We start from the raw sequence: 21,189 nt of genomic DNA on the forward strand, positions 1-21,189 counted from the left end.
GGTAAGCGGCCCTGGCGAAGCTCGACGGCATGAAGAACCCGACCGTCCTGATCTCCGGCGCGAGCATCGCCGGCCCCGCCCTCGCCTGCCTGCTGACCCGCCACGGCTGCACCGTCACCGTTGTCGAACGCGCCCCGGCGCTGCGGCCCGGTGGCCAGGCCGTCGACTTCAAGGGCGCCACCCACCGGACCGTCCTGGAGCGCATGGGCATCCTCGACGAGGTCCTGCGGCGGCAGACGGGCGGACAGGACCAGACGATCGTCGACGCGGCCGGACGCGCGCGGGCGGTGATCCCCGGCGAGTTCACCGGCGGCGAGATCGAGATCCGGCGCGGCGACCTGGCCGAAATCCTCTACGCGCACACGGACTGCGAGTACGTCTTCGGTGACACCATCACGTCCCTGACCGAAACCGCGGACGGCGTCGACGTCACCTTCGCCCACGCCCGGCCCCGCCGGTTCGACCTGGTCGTCGGCGCCGACGGCATCCATTCGAACGTGCGGCGGCTGGCGTTCGGCCCGGAGCGCGAGTACGTGCAGTACCTCGGCTACCACTACGCGCTGGCCGAACTCGGCGAGGAGATCGGCGGCGACGACGCGGAGATGTACAACGAGCCGGGCCGGATGGCCGCCGTCGGCGGGCCGAAGGCGTCGGCGTTCTTCGTCTTCGCCTCACCGGAGCCGGACTACGACCGCACCGACACCGAGAAGCAGCGGGAGCTGCTGATGGACGCCTACCGGGGTGCCGGCTGGCGGGTGCCGGAGCTGATGGCCCGGATCCCGCGGGCCCGCGAGTTCTACCTCGACTCGCTCAGCCGGGTCACCATCGACCGCTACTCGCGCGGCCGGGTCGTGCTCCTCGGCGACGCGGCCTACGGCAACACCCTCGGCGGCTTCGGCACCGGCCTGGCGGTCGTCGGCGCGTACGTGCTCGCGGGCGAACTCCGGGCAGCCGGTGGCGATCACCGGATCGCGTTCGCCCGCTACCAGGAACTGATGCAGGACTACGCGAAGGTCTCGCAGCGCGGCAGCGCCGGGCCCTTCCTGGCACCGCCGTCCCCGCTCCGGATCAAGCTGCGGGACTGGACGTTCAAGTCCCGCGTCCTGCTCGGCCTGATGCTCAAGGCGACCGACAAGTTCGCCACCGACATCAAGCTGCCGGACTACGCCTCGGGGTCGTAGGCCAGGTTCGGCCGCAGCCACTGCTCGACCTCGGCGATCTCCACGCCCTTGCGGCGGGCGTAGTCCTCGACCTGGTCGCGGCCGAGGCGGCCGACGGTGAAGTACTTCGAGTCCGGGTGGGCGAAGATCAGCCCGGACACGCTCGCCGCCGGCGTCATCGCGTACGACTCGGTCAGGTCCATGCCCAGCTCGCCGGCCGCCAGGAGCTCGAACAGCTCGCGCTTCTGGCTGTGGTCGGGGCTGGCCGGGTAGCCGAGCGCCGGGCGGATGCCGCGGAACCGCTCCGCGTGCAGGTCCGCCAGCTCCGGCTGCGCGTCCGGCTCGAACCAGTCGCGGCGGGCGCGCAGGTGGATGTGCTCGGCGAACGCCTCGGCGAGCCGGTCGGCCAGCGCCTTCACCATGATCGCGCGGTAGTCGTCCTGCTCGGCTTCGTACCGCTTGGCCAGCGCCTCGGCGCCGTGGATGGCCACCGCGAAGCCGCCGAGGTGGTCACCGATCGGCGCGATGTAGTCGGCCAGGCAGCGGTTCGCGCGGTCCGCGGGCTTGGCCGTCTGCTGCCGCAGCATCGGGAAACTCACGTGCGCGTAGTCGCCCTCGAGCAGGATGTCGTCGCCTTCGCTGTGCGCCGGCCAGAACGCGTACGCGCCCTTCGCGGTGAAGCTGCCGTCGGCGATGATCTGGTCGAGCAGTGTGTTCGCGTCGTCGAACAGCTCACGGGCGACCGGCTGCTCCAGGATGGCCGGGTACTTGCCCTTGAGCTCCCAGGCGAGGAAGAGGAACTGCCAGTCGACCATCTCGCGCAGTTCCGCGATGGCCGGCTCGATCACGCGGACGCCGGTGAACGCCGGGGTCGGCAGGCCGTCGAACGCCACCTTCTCGGGGTTCGCGCGGGCCTGCTCGAGGGTGAGCATCGGGCGCCGCTGCTTGCTCGCGTGCTGCTCGCGCAGCACCTCCTGGTCGGCCCGGTTCTTCTCGGCCAGCACGATCGAGCGGTCCGGGTCGAGCAGGTCGGACACCACGCCGACCACGCGCGAGGCGTCGAGGACGTGCACCGTCGCGTTGTCGTAGGCCGGGGCGATCTTGACCGCCGTGTGCTGGCGGGACGTCGTCGCGCCGCCGATGAGCAGCGGCATCTTCAGGCCGCGTCGCTGCATTTCGGTGGCGACGGCGACCATCTCGTCCAGCGACGGCGTGATCAGCCCGGACAGCCCGACGGCGTCGGCGCCTTCGGTGACCGCGGTGTCGAGGATCTTGCCCGCCGGCACCATCACGCCGAGGTCGATCACCTCGTAGTTGTTGCAGCCGAGCACCACGCCGACGATGTTCTTGCCGATGTCGTGGACGTCGCCCTTCACCGTGGCGAGCACGATCTTGCCCTGGCCGCTCGCCGACTCCAGCCGGCCCTCTTGGCGCGCCTTCTCCTTCTCCGCCTCCATGAACGGCTCGAGGTAGGCGACGGACCGCTTCATCACGCGCGCGCTCTTGACCACCTGCGGCAGGAACATCTTGCCGGAGCCGAACAGGTCGCCGACGATCTTCATGCCGTCCATCAGCGGGCCCTCGATGACGTCGAGGGGCCGGGGCAGCTGCTGCCGCGCCTCTTCGGTGTCGTCTTCGATGTAGTCGACGATGCCGTGCACCAGCGCGTGGGACAGCCGCTCGCCGACCGTGCCTTCGCGCCAGGAGAGGTCCACGACGCGCTTGGTGCCGCTGCCCTTGACGTTCTCGGCGAAGCTGACCAGGCGGTCGGTGGCGTCTTCGCGGCGGTCGAAGAGCACGTCCTCGACCAGCTCGAGCAGGTCCTTCGGGATGTCTTCGTAGACGGCGAGCTGGCCGGCGTTGACGATGCCCATGTCCAGGCCGACCTGCACGGCGTGGAACAGGAACGACGAGTGCATCGCCTCCCGGACCACGTCGTTGCCGCGGAAGGAGAACGAGAGGTTCGAGATGCCGCCGCTGATGTGGACGCCGGGACAGCGCTGCTTGATCCGGGGCAGCGCGTCGATGAACGCCTTCGCGTAGCCGTTGTGCTCGGAGATGCCGGTGGCGACGGCGAGGACGTTCGGGTCGAAGATGATGTCCTCGCCCGCGAAGCCGGCCTGCTGGGTCAGCAGGTCGTACGCGCGGCCGCAGATCTCCACCTTGCGGTCGGCGGTGTCGGCCTGGCCCTGCTCGTCGAAGGCCATCACGACGACGCCGGCGCCGTAGTCGCGGATGGTGCGGGCCTGGGCCAGGAAGGGCTCTTCGCCCTCCTTGAGGCTGATCGAGTTGACCACGCCCTTGCCCTGCAGGCAGCGCAGGCCGGCTTCGAGCACGCTCCACTTGGAGCTGTCGACCATCACCGGGATCCGGGCGACCTCGGGCTCGGTGGCGATGAGGTTGAGGAACGTCGTCATCGCCTGCTCGCCGTCGAGCAGGTCGGCGTCCATGTTGACGTCGAGCAGGTTCGCGCCGCCGCGGACCTGCTCCAGCGCGACGTCGACGGCGCCCTGGTGGTCGCCGGACTCGATGAGCCGCCGGAACCGCTTGGAGCCGGTGACGTTGGTGCGCTCGCCGATCATCACGAACCCGGTGTCGGCGCCGATGCCGAACGGCTCGAGGCCGCTGAAGCGGGTGAACGCGGGCGGCCCGGGCACCTCACGCGGCGTGACGCCCTTCGCGGCTTCGGCGATCTTCGCGATGTGCGCCGGGGTGGTGCCGCAACAGCCGCCGACCACGTTGACCAGGCCGTCGCGGACGAAGCCGCCGAGCAGCCCGGCGGTCTGTTCGGGCGTCTCGTCGTAGCCGCCGAACGCGTTCGGCAGCCCGGCGTTCGGGTGGCAGGCGACGTAGGTGCCGGCGAGCCGCGAGAGTTCCTCGACGTGCGGACGCGCTTCCTTGGCGCCGAGCGCGCAGTTCACGCCGACGACCAGCGGCTTCGCGTGCTCGATCGAGCTCCAGAACGCCTCGACGGTCTGCCCCGACAGCGTCCGGCCGCTCAGGTCGACGATCGTCACCGAGATCCACAGCGGCAGGTGCGGGGCGACCTCGCGCGCGGCGGCGATCGCGGCCTTGCAGTTCAGCGTGTCGAAGATCGTCTCGATCAGCAGCAGGTCGACACCACCCTCGGCGAGCCCGGCGATCTGCTCGGCGTAGGTGGCCTTGACCTGCTCGAACGTGACCGCGCGGTACGCCGGGTCGTCGACCTTGGGCGACAGGCTGAGCGTGACGTTGAGCGGGCCGATCGACCCGGCGACGAACCGCCCACCGTGTTCATCGGCGGCCTGGCGGGCCAGCTGCGCGCCGCGGACGTTCATCTCGTGGACGTGCGCCTGCAGGCCGTAGTCGGCCTGGCCGATGCTGGTGGCGGTGAAGGTGTTGGTCGTGGTGATGTCCGCACCCGCGGCCAGGTACTGGCGGTGGACGTCGAGGATGACGTCCGGGCGGGTGAGGTTCAGCAGGTCGGGGTCGCCGGTGACGTCGTGGGTGTGGTCGCCGAAGCGGTCGCCACGGTAGTCGGCCGGAGTCAGCCCGGCACCCTGCAGCATGGTTCCCCAGGCGCCGTCCAGGACCGCCACGCGCTGGTCGAGCAGCGCGCGCAAGCGTGCTTCTGAGTCGAACGCCGTGGACTCGTGCGGGGTGTTCACCGGCAGCCTCCCTCAGTCGGGAGGCGCCCTTGGTTGGTCATTCCCGACCGAGCGTGGCGGACCCGGCGGTCCGTCGCAGCGCCTCTCGGCCTGTGGTCCACGGTATCGGAACCGGCCCCGTGCACGCCATCCCGCCCCGCCGGCGCGTCCACGGAGTGGGACACTGTCCGTCCACAATGGATTATCCGGGTCACCCTGCACCTCCGTCGACCGACCAGCCCGCGGCTGCCGCCCCCGAGTGTGACAGTCCCGGATCGAGCGCCTCTCAAGACCACCGAAAGTGTCCAGCGAACGACGCAGAGTCACCATGGCGTCGCCTTGAAAACTGAAACACGTTCTAATACGCTCCCCGGGTGGACTACGGAATCGTGCTGTTCACCAGCGACCGAGGGATCACTCCGGCGGCCGCGGCGCGCGCCGCGGAAGCCGCGGGGTTCTCGACCTTCTACGTCCCCGAGCACACCCACATCCCGGTGAAACGCGAGTCGCCGCACCCGCGCACCGGGGACGCGTCGCTGCCCGACGACCGCTACAGCCGGACACTCGACCCGTGGGTCGCGCTGGCGACGGCGGCCGCGGTCACTTCGCGCATCCGGCTGTCCACGGCGGTGGCCCTGCCGGTCGAAAGCGATCCGATCACCCTCGCCAAGACGATCGCCAGCCTCGACCACCTCTCCGGCGGCCGCGTCACCCTCGGCGCCGGCTTCGGCTGGAACGTCGACGAGCTGACCGACCACGGCGTGCCCGGGAACCGCCGCCGCACCGCGCTGCGCGAGTACCTCGAGGCGATGAAGGCACTGTGGACGCGGGAGGAAGCCGCCTACGACGGGGAGTTCGTCTCGTTCGGGCCGAGCTGGGCGTGGCCGAAGCCGGTCCAGCCGCACATCCCGGTGCTGCTCGGCGCGGGCCCGACCGAGAAGACGTTCCGCTGGATCGCCCGCCACGCGGACGGCTGGCTCACCACGCCGGCCGACACCGACCTCGACGGGCACGTGGCACTGCTGAAGGAGATCTGGCGCGACGAAGGCCGTTCGGACGCTCCCCGGATCTGCGCGCTCGGCGAGCGGCCGGATCCGCAACGCCTGGCGCACCTGGACTCCCTGGGCGTCACCGAGACGATCTTCGGGCTCCCCGACCGCTCGCCGGACGAGGTCGAGGCGTGGATCGGGCGGCTGGCCGGCAAACTCACCCTGCGGGTCGTGAGTGGTAATGACGGTTAGAACCCTAATTACCACTCACGACCAGCTGCAGCAGGCCGCTTTCCGCGGGGTCAGCTCTTGACCGCGACGCCCTGGCGCGCCCGCAGGTCGAGCTCGATCTGCTCCAGCGAGCGGCCCTTGGTCTCCGGGACCAGCCACTTGGTGAGCACGAACAGCACCACGTTCACCCCGGCGAACAGGAACATCGAGCCGCCGATGCCGAGGGACTTCGGGTCCGAGATGAGCGGGAACACCGCGCTCACGATGCCGGTCGACGCCCAGAGGACCACGCTGCTGAGGCCCATGCCCGTCGCCCGGTACTTCAGCGGGAACACCTCGGCCATCATCACCCAGACGACCGCGCCCCAGCCGAGCTCGTAGCCGACCAGGTAGAGCACCATCATCACCAGCATCAGCAGGCCGCGCGTGCCGGTGTCGTGGACGTTCAGCACCACCAGGCCGGCCGCCACCAGCGTCAGCACCATGATGACGTTGCCGATGAGCAGCAGCGGCTTGCGGCCCCAGCGGTCCACCACGAACACGACCCACGCGGTGAAGAGGAACTTCGTGACGCCCAGCAGCACGCCGGACAGCAGGGCGGCCTGCGTGGCGAAGCCGAGGCCGATGAGCATCGTCGGGAAGTAGGCGTTGATCGCGTTGACGCCGCTGAACTGCTGGCCGATCGCGAGCAGCAGAGCCACCACGAGCATCGGCCGCACGAACCCGGAGAACAGGTCGCGGATCCGCGGCTTCTCCTCGGTGTCGAGCCGGATGACCTCGTGGATGGTCGCGATCTCCTCGTCGAGGTTCACGGTGTTGCCGTGCGCGCTGGCCAGCACCCGGCGGGCCTCGTCCTCCTGGCCGTTCTTGACCAGCCACCGCGGCGTCTCCGGGAGGAACACCAGCCCGATGAGCAGGATCACCGCGGGCACGATCGCGCCGGCGAACATCCAGCGCCACGCCGAGATCGGCCCGAGCCAGTAGCTGACCAGGAACGCGATCAGGATGCCCAGCACGATGAAGATCTGGTTGAGCGCACCCATCGCGCCCCGCCACTTGGCCGGCGCCAGTTCGGACAGGTACGTCGGGACGGTCGACGACGACAGCCCGATGCCGAGCCCGATGACCAGGCGCGAGAGCACCAGCAGCACGAATGTCGGCGAGAAGGTCGCCGCCAGCGTGCCCACGATGACGATGCCCGCGGCGACCATGATCGTGCGGCGCCGACCGAGGGCGTCGTTCGTGCGGCTGGAGAACAGCGCGCCGACGATGGCGCCGACCGACAGGCTGGCGGTGATCACGCCCTTGTCCCAGCTGGTCAGCGCCCACAGTTTCCCGATGAACGGGAGCACCCCGGAGATGACACCGAGGTCGTAGCCGAACAGGATGCCGCCGAGCGCGCCGAAGAAGTACAACGTGGTCCGGCCGATGTGCCGGGCCGTCGCTGTCTGTGTACTTGACTGATCGGTCATCTGCCGGGTCGCCTCTTTCGTAGGTCCAGTCCACCAGCGGCCACCACACTCACACGCCGGAAAATGGCGGGCAAGAAGATCCGTGATAACAATTCAGAAACCTGATCGACGTTCACGTACATGACTCCGGCAAATCCGGCACCACCTCGGCTGGAAATCCACTGTGGACTGTACTGCTCACCGAAATCGTCGAACGCTTTACAACGCTCGGAACACTGGTTTACCTTCCCTCTGGAAGCGCTCCCAGAGTGTGGAGGCCAAGGTGCACAACGTCGTGCCAAGAACGCATTCCCCGTCCAGGTTCCGATCAGCGAGACGCCTGATCGTCAGCGCGCTCGCCGTTCTCCTGCCCGCCGCCGTCGCGGTCACCGTCGGCGCGCCGGCCTCCCCGGCCGCACCGGCGGCCACCACCTGGCGCAACGCCGAGATCGCCGGCGGCGGGTTCGTCCCCGGCATCATCTTCAACCAGACCGAACCCGGGCTGGTCTACGCCCGCACCGACATCGGCGGGGCCTACCGCTGGAACACCGCCACCGGCCGCTGGCTCCCGCTGCTGGACTCGGTCGGCTGGACCGACTGGGGTCACAACGGTGTCGTCAGCCTGGCCACCGATCCGGTCGACCCGAACCGGGTCTACGTCGCGGCCGGCATGTACACCAACAGCTGGGACCCGAACACCGGCGCGATCCTCCGGTCGGCCGACCGCGGTGCCACCTGGCAGGCCGCGGCCCTGCCGTTCAAGCTCGGCGGCAACATGCCCGGCCGCGGGATGGGCGAGCGGCTCTCGATCGACCCGAACCGCAACAGCGTGCTCTACCTCGGCGCGCCGAGCGGCAACGGGCTCTGGCGCAGCACCGACTCCGGCGTCACCTGGGCGAAGGTGACCAGCTTCCCCAACCCCGGCAACTACGCACCCGACCCGAGCGACACGACCGGCTACTCCAGCGACATCGAAGGCGTCACCTGGGTGACGTTCGACCCGACGACCGGCACCCGCGGCAGCACCACCCAGACGATCTACGCCGGCGTCGCGGACAAGCAGAACACCGTCTACCGCAGCACCGACGGCGGCGCGACGTGGGCGCGGCTGGCCGGCCAGCCCACCGGGTACCTGGCGCACAAGGGCGTCCTCGACGCGGCGGGCGGCTACCTCTACCTGTCGACGAGCGACACCGGCGGCCCTTACGACGGCGCCAAGGGCGACGTCTGGAAGTACGCCACGAAGACCGGCACCTGGACGCGGATCAGCCCGATCCCCTCCGACAGCACCGACGACTACTTCGGGTACAGCGGGCTGACGATCGACCGGCAGCACCCGAACACGCTGATGGTCGCCACGCAGGTGTCGTGGTGGCCGGACGTCATCTTCTTCCGCAGCACCGACGGCGGCGCCACCTGGACCCGGATCTGGGACTTCTCCAGCTACCCGGACCGGTCGCTGCGCTACACCCAGGACATCTCCTCGGTGCCGTGGCTGAACTTCGGCCTCCAGGCCGCTCCCCCGGTGCCCTCGCCGAAGCTCGGCTGGATGACCGAGTCGGTCGAGATCGATCCCTTCGACTCGAACCACCTGCTCTACGGCACCGGCGCGACCATCTACGGCACGTCCGACCTCACGAAGTGGGACAGCGGCGGGAAGATCACCATCAAGCCGGTCGTCGGCGGCCTCGAAGAGACCGCCGTGCTCGACCTGATCAGCCCGCCGTCGGGCGCTCCGCTGCTGTCGGCCCTCGGTGACATCGGCGGGTTCCGGCACGACAGCCTCGACGCGGTCCCGGCCACCATGTACACCCAGCCGGTGTTCACCACGACCACCAGCCTCGACTACGCCGAACTGTCGCCCGCGACGATCGTGCGCACCGGCACGCTCGACCGGTCCGCGCGGCCGAACGACAACCGGATCGCCTTCTCCACCGACGGCGGGAAGAACTGGTTCCAGGGCGCCGAGCCGGGCGGGAACGCCAGCGGCGGCACGGTGGCCGCGGCCGCCGACGGCAGCCGGTTCGTCTGGAGCCCGGACGGCGCGAACGTCAGCTATTCCGTCGGCTTCGGCTCGTCGTGGACGGCGTCGACCGGCGTCCCGGCCGGCGCGGTGGTCGAGTCGGACCGGGTCGACCCGAAGCGGTTCTACGGGTTCGCGGCGGGCAAGTTCTACGTCAGCACCGACGGCGGCGCGAAGTTCACCGCGACCGCGGCCACCGGGCTGCCGGCCGGCTCAGCGCACTTCAAGGCGATGCCGGGCGTGGCCGGGGACATCTGGCTGGCCGGCGGATCCGGCACGGCATACGGCCTGTGGCACTCGACCGACTCCGGAGCGTCCTTCACGAAGCTGGCGAACGTCGCTGAGGCCGACAACATCGGGTTCGGCAAAGCCGCTCCCGGCCGGACGTATGCGACGTTATACACGATCGCCAAGATCGGCGGGGTCCGCGGGATCTTCCGTTCGGACGACGCGGGGGCTTCGTGGACGCGGATCAACGACGACCGGCACCAGTACGGCAACATCGGGGCGGCGCTGACCGGCGATCCGCGGGTGTACGGGCGGGTGTACGTCGGCACGAACGGCCGGGGCGTGATCGTGGGTGAGTCCGGGGGCAGCGAGCCACCGCCGACGAGCACCACGCCGACCACACCCACGACCACCACGACCACGACTCCGACGACCACCACCACGCCCACGACGACCACCACCCCGGTGCCGACGGGCTCGTGCACGGCGGCCTACGCGGTCACCAACCAGTGGCAGGGCGGCTTCCAGGCCTCGGTGAAGCTGGGCAACACCGGCACGGCGGCGGTGACCGGCTGGACGGCGACGTGGACGTTCGCGGACGGCCAGCGGGTGACGCAGGCGTGGAACGCGCAGGTCACCCAGAACGGCGCGGCGGTGACGGCACTGGACGCGGGCTGGAACAAGACCATCCCCGCGGGCGGGAGCGCGGAGTTCGGCTTCACCGGCTCGTCGGGAACGGCGAACAGCAAGCCAACGACGATCTCGCTCAACGGCCGAACCTGCACGACGTCCTGACCAAGTTCGTGAAGGCCACCTTGAGGAACTACAACTTCCTCAAGGTGGCCTTCACGAACTTCGGATGCACGGGCGGGAAGGGGGTTTCAACCCACCCCCAGGCGGTTGAAACCCCCTCCCCGCGCCCCCAGTCCAGGGCCCCCGCCCGAGCAAACCGCAACCTGCTCGGGCGACGTCCCCGGTGATGTCCACTCTTCCTGGTGCCGGTGGCAACCGCCATTCCTGCCCAAAGGGCACTTTTTCGCCCACTCACCACGTCGCTGAGCTGCGGAAACGCGGTTCGGAGGCAGCGAAAATACCCACCCGGGCGGGCAAAACTTACCCGGCGGACAGCGGGGGGCTCAGGCGCTCTCGAGCACGATCTTGCCGATGTGGGTCCGGGACTCCAGGTGCTTGAGCGCTTCGGCCACCTCGTCGAAGGCGAACCGGCGGTCGATCACCGGCTTCAGGCCGGTCCGCTCGATCGCGGTGTTCATCGCCTGGAACGTCTCGCGGGAGGCGTTGGTGAGGCCGCGCAGGGTCAGCTGCTTGACCAGCACCAGGATCGGGTCGGCGCCGCCTTCGTGGGTCAGGACGCCGGCGACGGTGACGTGGCCGCCGTAGCGCGCGGCGATCATCGACTGGCCGATCGTGCCGCCGCCGCCCACGTCGACGACGTGGTCGACGCCGCCGCCGGTCAGGCCGGCCACGGCGGCTCCCCATTCCGGGGTGGTCGCGTGGTTGAGCGTCTCGGCGGCCCCGAGCTCTCGCAGCCGCTCGAGCTTCTCGTCCGAGCTCGACGTCGCGACGACGTGGGCGCCCCCGAGTGCGGCGAACTGCAGCGCGAACGTGGACAGGCCGCCGCTGCCGAGGGTGAGCACGGTCTGGCCCGGGGTCAGCCGGCCTTCCTCGACGATCGCCCGCCACGCTGTCACGCCGGCGCTGGGCAGCGTGGCGGCTTCGGCGTAGTCGAGGTGCGCGGGCACCGCGACCAGGGCGTGCTCGGCGAAGACGGCGTACTCCGCGAGCACGCCGTCGAGCGTGCCGCCGAGGTCGTCGGCGGTCTTCTCCGGTGTGCCGGGTCCGGCCAGCCAGTCCGGGAAGTAGGTCGCCGCCACCCGGTCACCCGCGGTCCAGGCCTGCACCCCGTCCCCGACCGCGACGACCTCACCCGCGCCGTCGGACAGCGGGATCATGTCCGGCTTCACCGGTTTCGGGTAGAAGCCCTTGAGGATCATCAGGTCGCGGGCGTTGACCGCCCACCCGCGCAGCCGGACCAGGACCTGCCCGGGACCGGGTTCGGGCACCTCACGCTCGCCCAGGACGAGCCCGGCGCCGGGACGGGGCAGGGAAAAGAACTTCACAGCGGCTCCAAGGGGTCGGGAACACTCCTCAACGAGGCCAGTGTGTCGAAGCCGCGAGCTCCCCGTCGACGATCGCCAGGAGTTCCGGGGTGAGTTCGGCGAGCGACGTCGCGAAGTGGCGGACGCCGGCGGCGGCCATGAAGTCCCGCTGCCGCGCGTGGGCGGGGCTCGACGGGAACCCGGCGAACCCGGCGCCGTGCGCGCGGGCGTCCTCGGCCACCCGGCTGACGTCGTCGACGAACACGATCTCGTCGAACCCGACGCCGAGCACGGTCCGGGCGATGTGGCCGACGCCCGGCCGGTGCTCGTTGATGCTCACGTAGGGCACCTCGGGATCGAGGAGGTCCACGAAGTCGCCCAGGTACCGGTCGAAGGTGTGCTCGCGGGTCCGGCCGCCGTAGCAGACCAGCCGGACCGGGAGCTTCGACAGCGCCTCCAGACAGTCGCGCGCACCTTCGGCCACCCGGATCGGGTGCTCGGCCAGGTAGTCCTGCCGCGCGGCCCACAGCTGCTTCAGCGTCTCCTCGGCCGGCTGGTCCAGACCGCAGAGCCGGGTGACCTTCTCCGCGACGACGATGTCGCGCAGCCCGATGACGTCCCGCTCTGCCGCGGCGTCGTAGACCCCGCCGTGGCCGGTGACGAACCGGGCGATCATGGCCAGGTAGGTGTCGTCGATGAGCACGCCGTCGCAGTCGAGCGCGACAACACGCAGCTTTGCGAAGCCGCTCACCGCTGCGCGAACACTTCGCGCGCGGCCGCGATCGCGTTGAGCGCGGCCGGGAACCCGCAGTAGAACGCCAGGTGCAGCACGGTTTCCACGACTTCCTGCTCGGTGCCGCCGACGTTGAGCAGGCCGTGGATGTGCACCTTCAGCTGCGGCAGCGCGGTGCCCAGCGCGATGCACGCGGCGATCGTGACGATCTCGCGGTGGCGCAGGCTCAGGTGCGGCCGGCTGTAGATCTCGCCGAAGGTGAATTCGACGATGTAGGTCGCCAGGTCGGGGGCGATGTCGCGCAGGCCGTCGGCGACCTTCTCCCCCGCCTCGCCGTCGACGGCCTTCATCGCCGCCAGGCCGCGCTCGTAGCGGTCCTCGATGCCCGCCCACGGCACTGAGCCGTCGGCCTCCTCGGCGGCCGACGGCTCTTCGGCGGGCAGGCCGTCGAAGGCCGCCTTGAGCGCCGTCAGGGCGTTGAGCGTCGCCGGGAACCCGGCGAACGAGCTGACGTGGATCACGGCCTCGATCAGTTGGCGGCGGGTGCAGCCGACGTTGAGCGCGGCCTTGGCGTGGAACTGCAGCTGCGAACCCGCGTAGCCGAGCGCGGTGAGGGCCGCGACCGTCGCCAGCTGGCGCTCCGGCAGCGGCAGGCCGGGCCGGTGGTAGACGTCGCCGTAGATGAACCCGACGCACTGCTCCCCGAACTCGGCCTCCCCGATGCTCTCGAACAGGTCCAGCACGGCCGGCCGGTCGGTCCCGCCGAGCTGCTGGATGAGTTTCAGGCCCTGGGCGAAGGACGCGGAGCGGTCCTGCTGCTGCAGGTCGGACATCGTGGCGTGGTTTCCCTTCCGGAGTGACGGCTCAGCCGAGGTAAGCCCGCGTGGCCTGGTCGGCCTTGCGGCGTTCGAGGGTGTCGACGCGCCCCTGCACGATCATCGAGTACTCGATGCCGGCGGTGGCGACGGTGCGACCCTGCTGGTACACCGCCGTCGTGGCGCGGAACTTGAGGTTGGTCTCCCGGCCGAGGTCGGACTCGACGATCACCGACTCGACCGTGGCCGGCAGCGGGAACAGGAAGTCCTGGAAGGACAGGTCGATCCGCTTCCACACCCCGGCGTACGAAGCCGGGGTGAGGCCGGGGCGGATCGCGGTCTCGAACTGCGCGATGCAGATCTGGCGCATCGCCTCGATGATCACGATGCCCTGCACGTGCTCGCCGGTGTGGTGATCGAGGACGAGTTCGTTGTCCCGGTGGATCCGCAGCTCGGCCCGGCAGTGCGTGGGTACCGGGCTGTGCACGCCGGCGAGCAGGACGTTCTCCGGCCGGTTCTTGTGGACGACGACGGGTGGTTCGGACGGCAGCCGGAACGTCTCCGGGTCCGCGAGGCGGACGATGCCTTCGGTCTTCTCGCAAGCGGCTTCGAGCAGGTCGCCGTCGGTCGCGTCGATGCCCTGGCCGAAGTGGACGATCCAGCGGCAGCCCGACGCCGTGAGACCGCCGGAATCGAACAGCGCCAGCAGGCCGGACAGGGTGTACACCCGGTCGTCGCGGGCGAACTGCGCAAAGCGGTCGGCGACCACGACGACGTCCTGCCGGGTGCGCCCTTCGAACGTCCAGTCCTCCTCGCACGGGGTTTGCGGGCACGAGAGCTCGTGCGGTGCCACCTCGGGCGCCTCCGTCCGGTGTTGATCTGGGGTCACGGCCGCGCCGAGGCGTGGGCGTTCAGGAGTGCTTCGGCGAGGTTGCGAGCCGTCGTGGCAGAGCGCCAGCGCGGTCCGGACAGCTCGGTGGCCATCAGCTTCAGCATGGCACGCACCATGTCCGGCTGTTTGCCCACCCCGGCGTCCAGCAGGGGTTCGACCTGCGCCGCGGCGCCGTCGAGGTCGTCGAGCCGCAGGTGCGCGCGGCCGGTGTCGATCCGGATCATCGGATCCATCGCTTCCCAGCGGTTTTCCAGCGACAGCTTTTCGAAGGCCTCGCGGGCGGTGGTGAACTCGCGCAGCGCGGCCGAGGCCTGCCCGACCGAAAGCAGCGAGTTGCCGGCCATGTAGTGGCGCCGGTCCTTCGTGATGTTGAAGAAGCTGTCCTCGCCGCCGGCCCCGATGTCCGGGTCCTCGATGGCCGTCCAGCGCGCGATGGCGTCCAGCACCTGCCGCTCGGCCTGCACCGACGACCAGCCGCGCGCCTCGGCGAGGATGAGCGGGGCGTCGGTGAGGCGCCCGCCCGCGTGGTAATTGAGCCCGTCGGCCGCGAGTTTCGCGGACTCGATGCCGTTCCCGGCCCAGAACGCCACGCGCGCCTGGGACGTGCGCACCCAGCGCCGGGCGAGGAAGTCGTCGGCGTACTGGGTGTAGAGCCAGGCGGCGGAGTTGAGCTCGCGCGAGCGCCGGTACCGGCCGAGGTCTCCCGCGATCCAGGCCATCATCGCGCTCGACTTCGCCCCGACGAGCAGCAGGTCCTGGGTCTGTTTCGGCCGCTGCCGGCCCTTCAGCAGGGACGCGGTCCGTTCCTCGATCACGGCGAGCTGGCCGAGGATCGAGTCCGGCGCGGTGCGGGTGTAGGCGCCGCCCAGGAAGTCGAGGTCGGACCACAGGTCGTCGAGCTGCACGTCGTCGACGTTGGTCTTCGTGAGCAGGATGGCGTCGTCGAGGGCGCCGGCGCCGATCTCCTCGTCGGCCCGGGTTTCGGCGCGGGCGAGGGTGCGGGCCGGCGGTGCCGCCGGCCCGGGCGCGCCGGCCATCGCGGGCTGCAGGTCGGCGTGGTATTCGGCGAGGTCCTTGGCCGGCAGCTGCTCGAGGTCGTGCAGCCCCAGCAGGCACTTCCAGCTGGTGCCGTAGACCTGCGCCAGCACCCGCAGCGCGGCGACGGTGGGCCGGACGCCGCGGTCGGGCCACTGCTCGTACTCCCAGATCCGCGTGCCGCGCATGCCCGCGCGGGGGTCTCCGGTGACGGCGTTGTACTGGTGCGCCGCGACATCGAGCGAGAGCTCGGACGCCAGCCGCCACGCGGTGCGCGGCGGGATCCGGCATTCGACGATCAGGTTCTTCGCGACCTGGGCCGGGATCGCCTCCTCGGGAAAGCCCAATGCGGTCAGCCGCTCGCGCAATTGCGCGCGGTAGGGCTTACTCCCTGGTTTGGCCTGTCGACTCATCGTTCATCCAACGATTTCGGGAGTACGGGGGCATGCCGCCGACCCTACCGCAGCGTCAGCTCGGGGGCCCAGATCATCACCGGGCCGGGAACCGTGCGTTTCCCGAGAAGTTGAATATACAACAAGGGTTTGCGGCCGATCCGCCTCGGCAAACGTGCTGAGAGCGCTCCCAATTCGGGGCCAAAAGGGGGCCGCGGTGATCTTGGTGCGGATTTCCGGAATCCACCCCAACGGCGGCGTCCGGCCTCACCGCGTGGTGGCGCAGCGCGACCGGGACAAGTCCTGCACCCCCAAGGCATTCGGCCGTTCAGGAACGTTCAGTCGGGAGGCCGGACGCCCCGGCCGCGGAAAACGGACCACCGGATCGGTGCGCGTCCGGGTCGCTCTTTACAAGCACGACACACCGGGGTTACCTTTCCGGCGGCTGGAAGCGCTCCCATGCCAGGTCGCCTCGCCAGAACGCGGCCACCACCCAGGGGCGTCGTGGCGCAGGCCACGGCGCCCCTGTCCGCGTCCCCACGAGGAGCCACCCCATGAACAGGTTCGCCGGCGCCCTGGCCGCGCTCTGCCTCGCCGCGGCGGGCACCACCGCGATCGTCCTGGCCGGGCCGGCCGCCGCCGCGCCCGCGTGCTCGGTCGCCTACCGCGTCAACCAGTGGCAGACCGGGTACACCGCCGACATCACGGTCACCAACGGCGCCACCGCGGTCTCCTCCTGGACGCTCACCTGGCACTACGCCGGAAACCAGTCCGTCACCTCCGCCTGGAACGCCACCGTACGCCAGACCGGGACCGCGGTCACCGCGCAGAACCTGTCCTACAACGGCGCGGTGCCCGCCGGCGGCACCGTCTCCTTCGGCCTCCAGGGCACCTACAGCGGGTCCAACGCCACGCCCACGGACTTCGCGCTCAACGGCGTCTCGTGCGGCGACCCCGCTCCCCCGACTTCGACCACACCGACCACACCCACCACACCGACCACGCCCACCACCACACCGACCACGACGACGTCCGGGCCGCCGCCCGCCGGCTGCACGGGTGCCACGATCTGCGACGACTTCGAACAGCAGACCGGCAGCACCCCGGGCGGCCGCTGGACCATCGGCGCGGCCAACTGCCAGGGCACCGGCACGGTCGCCGTCGATACCGCGGTCGCGCACTCGGGCAGCCGCTCGGTCAAGGTCACCGGCCAGGGCGGCTACTGCAACCACGCGTTCCTCGGCACCAGCCTCACCGGCACCGGTTCCGGCCCGCTCTTCGGCCGGTTCTGGGTCCGGCACACCACGCCGCTGCCCACCGGGCACGTCGCCTTCATGGCGCTGCGCGACACCGCGGACGGCGGCCGCGACCTGCGGGCCGGCGGCCAGAACCGGGCCCTGCAGTGGAACCGCGAGTCCGACGACGCGACGCTGCCCGCGCAGAGCCCGGCCGGGGTGGCCCAGAGCGTGCCACTGGCGACCGGCACCTGGTCGTGCTTCGAGTTCGAGGTCGACGGCGCCGCGGGCAAGCTCCGGACGTGGCTCGACTCCGCCCAGGTGCCCGGCCTGGTCGTCGACGGCGTCCCGACCCCCGACATCGACCAGCAGTGGCTCGCCAAGACCTGGCGCCCGGCCTTGACCGACCTGCGCCTGGGCTGGGAGAGCTACGCCGGCGACGCCGACACGCTCTGGTACGACGACGTGGCCGTGGGCTCCTCGCGGATCGGCTGCTGACGACGCCCACCTACTTGGTCGTCACCGGAGCAGGAAGGGCCAACTCACCGCTCCCAGCGGCCAACTCACACACCGGAACGGCCAACTCGCCGGGCACGTTGTGAGTTGGCCGTTCCGGGGGGTGAGTTGGCCGTTCCGGCGGAGGTTGTGGTCGGTGTTGCTGCTTGCAGGGGCGGCCGCCGAAGGTCCGCTACCCGCCGAGGACGCGCTCGATCTCGGCCAGCTCCTCGTCGGTGAACTCGAGGTTCGCGGTGGCCGCGACGGTGTTCTCCAGCTGCGCGACGCTGCTCGCGCCGATCAGCGCGGAGGTGACGCGACCCTGCCGCAGCACCCAGGCGATGGCGAGCTGCGCCAGCGTCTGCCCGCGCCGCTTGGCGACGTCGTCCAGCGCGCGGACGGTCGCCAGGGTGTCCTCGGTCAGCCGGTCGCCGGTGAGGAACGGGCTGGCACCGGCCGCGCGGGAGTCGGCCGGGATGCCGTCGAGGTAGCGGTCGGTCAGCAGGCCCTGGCTCAGCGGCGAGTACGCGATCGAGCCGACGCCGTGGGTGTCCAGGGTGTCCAGCAGGCCGTCCTCGACCCAGCGGTTCAGCATCGAGTACGACGGCTGGTGGATCAGCAGCGGCGTCCCCAGTTCCTTCAGCGCGGCGAGCGCGGCCTCGGTCTGCTCGGGCGAGTAGTTCGAGATGCCCGCGTACAGCGCCTTGCCCGAGCGGACGGCGGTGTCGAGCGCGCCCATCGTCTCCTCGATCGGCGTGTCCGGGTCCGGGCGGTGCGAGTAGAAGATGTCGAAGTGGTCCAGCCCGGTGCGGGCCAGGCTCTGGTCGAGGCTCGCCAGGAGGTTCTTGCGCGAGCCCCACTCGCCGTACGGGCCGTCCCACATCAGGTAGCCCGCCTTGGACGACACCAGGATCTCGTCGCGGTACGGGCGGAAGTCGGCGGCGAAGTGCCGTCCGAAGTTCGCCTCGGCCGACCCGGGCGGCGGGCCGTAGTTGTTGGCCAGGTCGAAGTGCGTCACGCCGAGGTCGAACGCCCGGCGCAGCACCGCGCGCTGGACGTCGAGGGGCTTGTCGTCCCCGAAGTTGTGCCACAGGCCGAGCGACACGGCGGGCAGCTTCAGCCCGCTGCGCCCGGCCCGCCGGTACGGCATGTCCGCGTACCGGTCAGCGGCCGCGACGAAAGGCGACATGGTGCTCCTTAACAAGAGGGGCCGGCGATTGCAGCTGTGAATTTACGCAGTCTATCCGCGCGCGAGCAGCGCGCCGGCGAACGACGCCGACGGCGGCAGCTCGGGCAGCAGGGTCGCCTGATAGGCGTGGTAGACGTCCGGTTTGCCCGCCCACACTGTCGCGGCAGGACGGTTCTCCGGGTTGAGTTCGTGGTGCCACGAACCGAGTTCGCGGTCGACGAAGCAGGCTTCGGCGTGCGCGCACCATTCCTCGAACCGCGCCAGGTAGGCCGGGTCGCCGGTCTGCTGGTGCAACGTCCACGCCGCGGCCATCGCCTCGGTGACCACCCAGTGCAGCCGGGTGCGCACCACCGGCGTCCCGGCGAAGTCGGTCGTGTAGACGAAGCCCGGCCGCCCGTCGACGGCCCAGCCGTACCGGACGGCGGTCTCGAACAGCGCGGCCGCGTCGGGCACCAGCCACGGCGGCGCGGCGTCCCCGAGCGCCCGTCCGAGGTGGACGGCCAGCCGCGCCCATTCGAAGAGGTGCCCGATGGTCGCCCCGTACGGACGGAAGGGGTGGGCGGGTTCGTCGCGGTTGAACTCCAGCCGCAGGCGCCAGTCCGGGTCGAAGTGCTCCGGGAGCAGCCAGCCGTGCGCGCGGGCCTCGCCGTGGATCAGACGCTCCACAATGGACAGGGCACGCGCCGCCCACCCGGCGTCGCCGGTGACGTCGGCGGCGGCCAGGAAGGCCTCCACGGTGTGCATGTTGGCGTTGGCGCCGCGGTAGTCCTCCAGGCGCGTCCAGCCGCGGTCCCAGACGTCGGCGACCAGCCCGGGCCCCGGTTCCCAGAACCGGCGTTCGACGATTTCAAGGGCCTCGGCCAGCAGTTGCCGCGCGCCGTCCGCACCGGCCGCGGCCGCGCTCGCGGCCGCCAGCACCACGAAGGCGTGCTCGTAGGCCCGCTTCTCGTCCAGGGCCGTCGAGGCGTACCAGCCGCCGTGCCGGGCGTCCCGCAGCGGGCCGGTGAGCGCCGCGACGCCGTGTGCGACATGCTCGCCGGTGTCCGCGCCCCGCACTGCCGCGAGCGCGAAGACGTGCGTCATCCGGCAGGTGATCCAGGTCTCGACGGGCCGGTCGAGCACCGGCCGCCCGGCGTCGTCGAGCCAGGCGAACCCGCCGCCGGGGTGCGCCGCGCCGCGGGCGAAACCGAGCAGCCGGGCGGGTTCGGCACGCACCCAGGCGGGAACCGAGGAGGGACTGTCCACTCTCTGCCTTTCTCCACGGGCGCGCCCCGTTCGACGGCCCCCGCCAACGTAGGCCAAGGCACCCGCTCCGGCCATCGCGGGCTGTTCCGGAAGTGACCGCCGCCGCGTATTCTGACCTTGGAAGCGCTCCCAGTCTTCGACGCACGCAACCCAATGAAGGGACTGACGTGAACAGGAGACGAAGTACCATCCTCGCCGCCGTCACCGTGCTGCTGGCGAGCCTGACCGCCATCCTGGTGAGCACCGGCACGGCCGAGGCGCACGGCGCCATGATGAAACCGGGCAGCCGGACCTTCCTGTGCTGGCAGGACGGGCTCAGTTCGACCGGCGAGATCAAGCCCATCAACCCGGCCTGCGCGGCCGCGGTGGGCGTCAGCGGGGCCAACTCGCTGTACAACTGGTTCGGCGTGCTGCGCTCGGATGGCGCCGGGCGCACGCGCGGGTTCATCCCCGACGGGAAGCTGTGCTCGGGCGGCAACCCGGGCTACGCGGGCTACGACGGGGTCGGCGCCTGGCCGCTGACCCACCTCACGGCCGGCGCGCAGTTCGACTTCTCGTACAACGCCTGGGCCGCGCACCCGGGCTGGTTCTACACGTACGTGACCAAGGACGGCTGGAACCCGAACCAGCCACTCACCTGGGACTCCCTGGAGGACCAGCCGTTCCTGACGGTGGACCACCCGCCGGTGACCGGCCAGGTCGGCACGGTGGAGGGCCAGTACAAGTGGAGCGGTGCGCTGCCGACGAACAAGTCGGGCCGGCACATCATCTACTCGGTGTGGAAGCGCTCGGACAGCGCGGAAACGTTCTACGGCTGCTCGGACGTCACCTTCGACGGCGGGCACGGCGAGGTCACCGGCGTGAAGGAACCGGGCACCGGCACGACGACGACGCCCACCACCCCGACCACCCCGACCACGCCCACGACCCCGACGACGCCCACCACCCCGACCACACCCACCACGCCGACCACCACGACGACGCCGATGCCGTCGGGTTCGTGCATGGCGATGTACGAGATCACCAACACCTGGAGCGGCGGCTACCAGGCCACGGTGACGGTGATGAACCACAGCACGAGGGCGTACACGAGCTGGCAGGTGGGCTGGACACTGCCCGCGGGCCAGACGATCGCCAGCGTGTGGAACGGCACGCTGAACCAGTCCGGTTCGGCGGTCACGGTCCGCAACGCCAACTGGAACGGCGGCATCGCGGCCGACGGCACGGCCAACTTCGGAATGGTCGTCAACACGACAGGAGGAAGCGCGGCACCGTCGCCGACCTGCCAGGGCACCTGAAACGTCCTGAGTGGACAGTCCAGGAGGGCCGCTTC

General features: G+C 70.6%; 14 protein-coding genes and 1 riboswitch. Of the genes, 5 read left to right on the forward strand and 9 right to left on the reverse strand.

Annotated features, from left to right (window positions below; translation table 11 throughout):
* Window positions 1-29 precede the first annotated feature (29 nt).
* Window positions 30-1,181, forward strand: a complete 1,152-nt coding sequence (locus ACLJQF_RS37135; RefSeq protein ID WP_410614957.1) for an FAD-dependent monooxygenase — start codon at window positions 30-32, stop codon at window positions 1,179-1,181.
* Here ACLJQF_RS37135 and metH read toward each other — a convergent pair.
* Window positions 1,163-4,807 carry a methionine synthase gene (gene metH, locus ACLJQF_RS37140; protein WP_410614958.1) on the reverse strand — a complete coding sequence of 1,215 codons (3,645 nt, stop codon included), beginning with the start codon at window positions 4,805-4,807 and terminating at the stop codon, window positions 1,163-1,165. The two genes, ACLJQF_RS37135 and metH, sit on opposite strands and share 19 nt — an antisense overlap.
* 14 nt (window positions 4,808-4,821) lie before the next feature.
* Window positions 4,822-4,900, reverse strand: a riboswitch (S-adenosyl-L-homocysteine riboswitch).
* A gap of 260 nt (window positions 4,901-5,160) precedes the next feature.
* On the opposite strand from metH, the gene ACLJQF_RS37145 reads away from it, so the two are divergent.
* Entirely contained in the window at window positions 5,161-6,027 is an 867-nt protein-coding gene (locus ACLJQF_RS37145) for an LLM class F420-dependent oxidoreductase (RefSeq protein WP_410614959.1), read from the forward strand.
* Between the two features lie 50 nt (window positions 6,028-6,077).
* On the opposite strand, the gene ACLJQF_RS37150 is transcribed toward ACLJQF_RS37145, so the two are convergent.
* Window positions 6,078-7,478, reverse strand: a complete 1,401-nt coding sequence (locus ACLJQF_RS37150; RefSeq protein ID WP_410614960.1) for a sugar porter family MFS transporter — start codon at window positions 7,476-7,478, stop codon at window positions 6,078-6,080.
* 274 nt (window positions 7,479-7,752) lie between these two features.
* Here ACLJQF_RS37150 and ACLJQF_RS37155 point away from each other — a divergent pair, with 274 nt between their 5' ends.
* Window positions 7,753-10,503 (forward strand): cellulose binding domain-containing protein, encoded by a 2,751-nt coding sequence (locus ACLJQF_RS37155; protein WP_410614961.1) that lies wholly within the window; start codon window positions 7,753-7,755, stop codon window positions 10,501-10,503.
* A 341-nt stretch (window positions 10,504-10,844) separates the two neighbouring features.
* Here ACLJQF_RS37155 and ACLJQF_RS37160 read toward each other — a convergent pair whose 3' ends face one another.
* The 5 genes from ACLJQF_RS37160 to ACLJQF_RS37180 are packed head-to-tail and all read right to left on the reverse strand — an operon-like array spanning window position 10,845 to window position 15,713.
* Window positions 10,845-11,846 carry a zinc-dependent alcohol dehydrogenase family protein gene (locus ACLJQF_RS37160; protein WP_410614962.1) on the reverse strand — a complete coding sequence of 334 codons (1,002 nt, stop codon included), beginning with the start codon at window positions 11,844-11,846 and terminating at the stop codon, window positions 10,845-10,847.
* Window positions 11,847-11,874: 28 nt separating this feature from the next.
* Window positions 11,875-12,576, reverse strand: coding sequence for an HAD family hydrolase (locus ACLJQF_RS37165; protein WP_410614963.1), 702 nt, complete (start codon window positions 12,574-12,576; stop codon window positions 11,875-11,877).
* Entirely contained in the window at window positions 12,573-13,391 is an 819-nt protein-coding gene (locus ACLJQF_RS37170; RefSeq protein ID WP_410614964.1) for a carboxymuconolactone decarboxylase family protein, read from the reverse strand. Before ACLJQF_RS37170 ends, ACLJQF_RS37165 begins: the two co-directional genes overlap by 4 nt.
* Before the next feature lie 31 nt (window positions 13,392-13,422).
* A complete protein-coding gene (locus ACLJQF_RS37175) occupies window positions 13,423-14,226 on the reverse strand; it encodes an AfsA-related hotdog domain-containing protein (RefSeq protein ID WP_410614965.1) in 804 nt (267 codons plus the stop codon).
* Window positions 14,227-14,258: 32 nt separating this feature from the next.
* Window positions 14,259-15,713, reverse strand: coding sequence for a hypothetical protein (locus ACLJQF_RS37180; protein ID WP_410614966.1), 1,455 nt, complete (start codon window positions 15,711-15,713; stop codon window positions 14,259-14,261).
* Between the two features lie 533 nt (window positions 15,714-16,246).
* On the opposite strand from ACLJQF_RS37180, the gene ACLJQF_RS37185 reads away from it, so the two are divergent.
* Complete coding sequence (locus tag ACLJQF_RS37185; RefSeq protein ID WP_410614967.1) at window positions 16,247-17,425, forward strand: cellulose-binding domain-containing protein; 1,179 nt, start codon at window positions 16,247-16,249, stop codon at window positions 17,423-17,425.
* Window positions 17,426-17,615: 190 nt separating this feature from the next.
* Here the strand turns inward: ACLJQF_RS37185 and mgrA are convergent, their stop codons facing one another.
* Both mgrA and ACLJQF_RS37195 read right to left on the reverse strand, forming a co-directional pair.
* Window positions 17,616-18,611: an L-glyceraldehyde 3-phosphate reductase gene (gene mgrA / locus ACLJQF_RS37190; protein ID WP_410614968.1), complete on the reverse strand. Its 996-nt coding sequence runs from the start codon at window positions 18,609-18,611 to the stop codon at window positions 17,616-17,618.
* 51 nt (window positions 18,612-18,662) lie between these two features.
* The gene (locus ACLJQF_RS37195) at window positions 18,663-19,856 is read right to left on the reverse strand and encodes an AGE family epimerase/isomerase (protein WP_410614969.1); all 1,194 of its coding nucleotides are present in this window, start codon (window positions 19,854-19,856) and stop codon (window positions 18,663-18,665) included.
* A 167-nt stretch (window positions 19,857-20,023) separates the two neighbouring features.
* On the opposite strand from ACLJQF_RS37195, the gene ACLJQF_RS37200 reads away from it, so the two are divergent.
* On the forward strand, window positions 20,024-21,154 hold the full coding sequence (locus ACLJQF_RS37200; RefSeq protein WP_410614970.1) for a lytic polysaccharide monooxygenase: 1,131 nt from the start codon (window positions 20,024-20,026) through the stop codon (window positions 21,152-21,154).
* Window positions 21,155-21,189 lie beyond the last annotated feature (35 nt).

Source organism: Amycolatopsis sp. lyj-109, from assembly GCF_046548995.1.
Taxonomy (GTDB): Bacteria; Actinomycetota; Actinomycetes; order Mycobacteriales; family Pseudonocardiaceae; genus Amycolatopsis.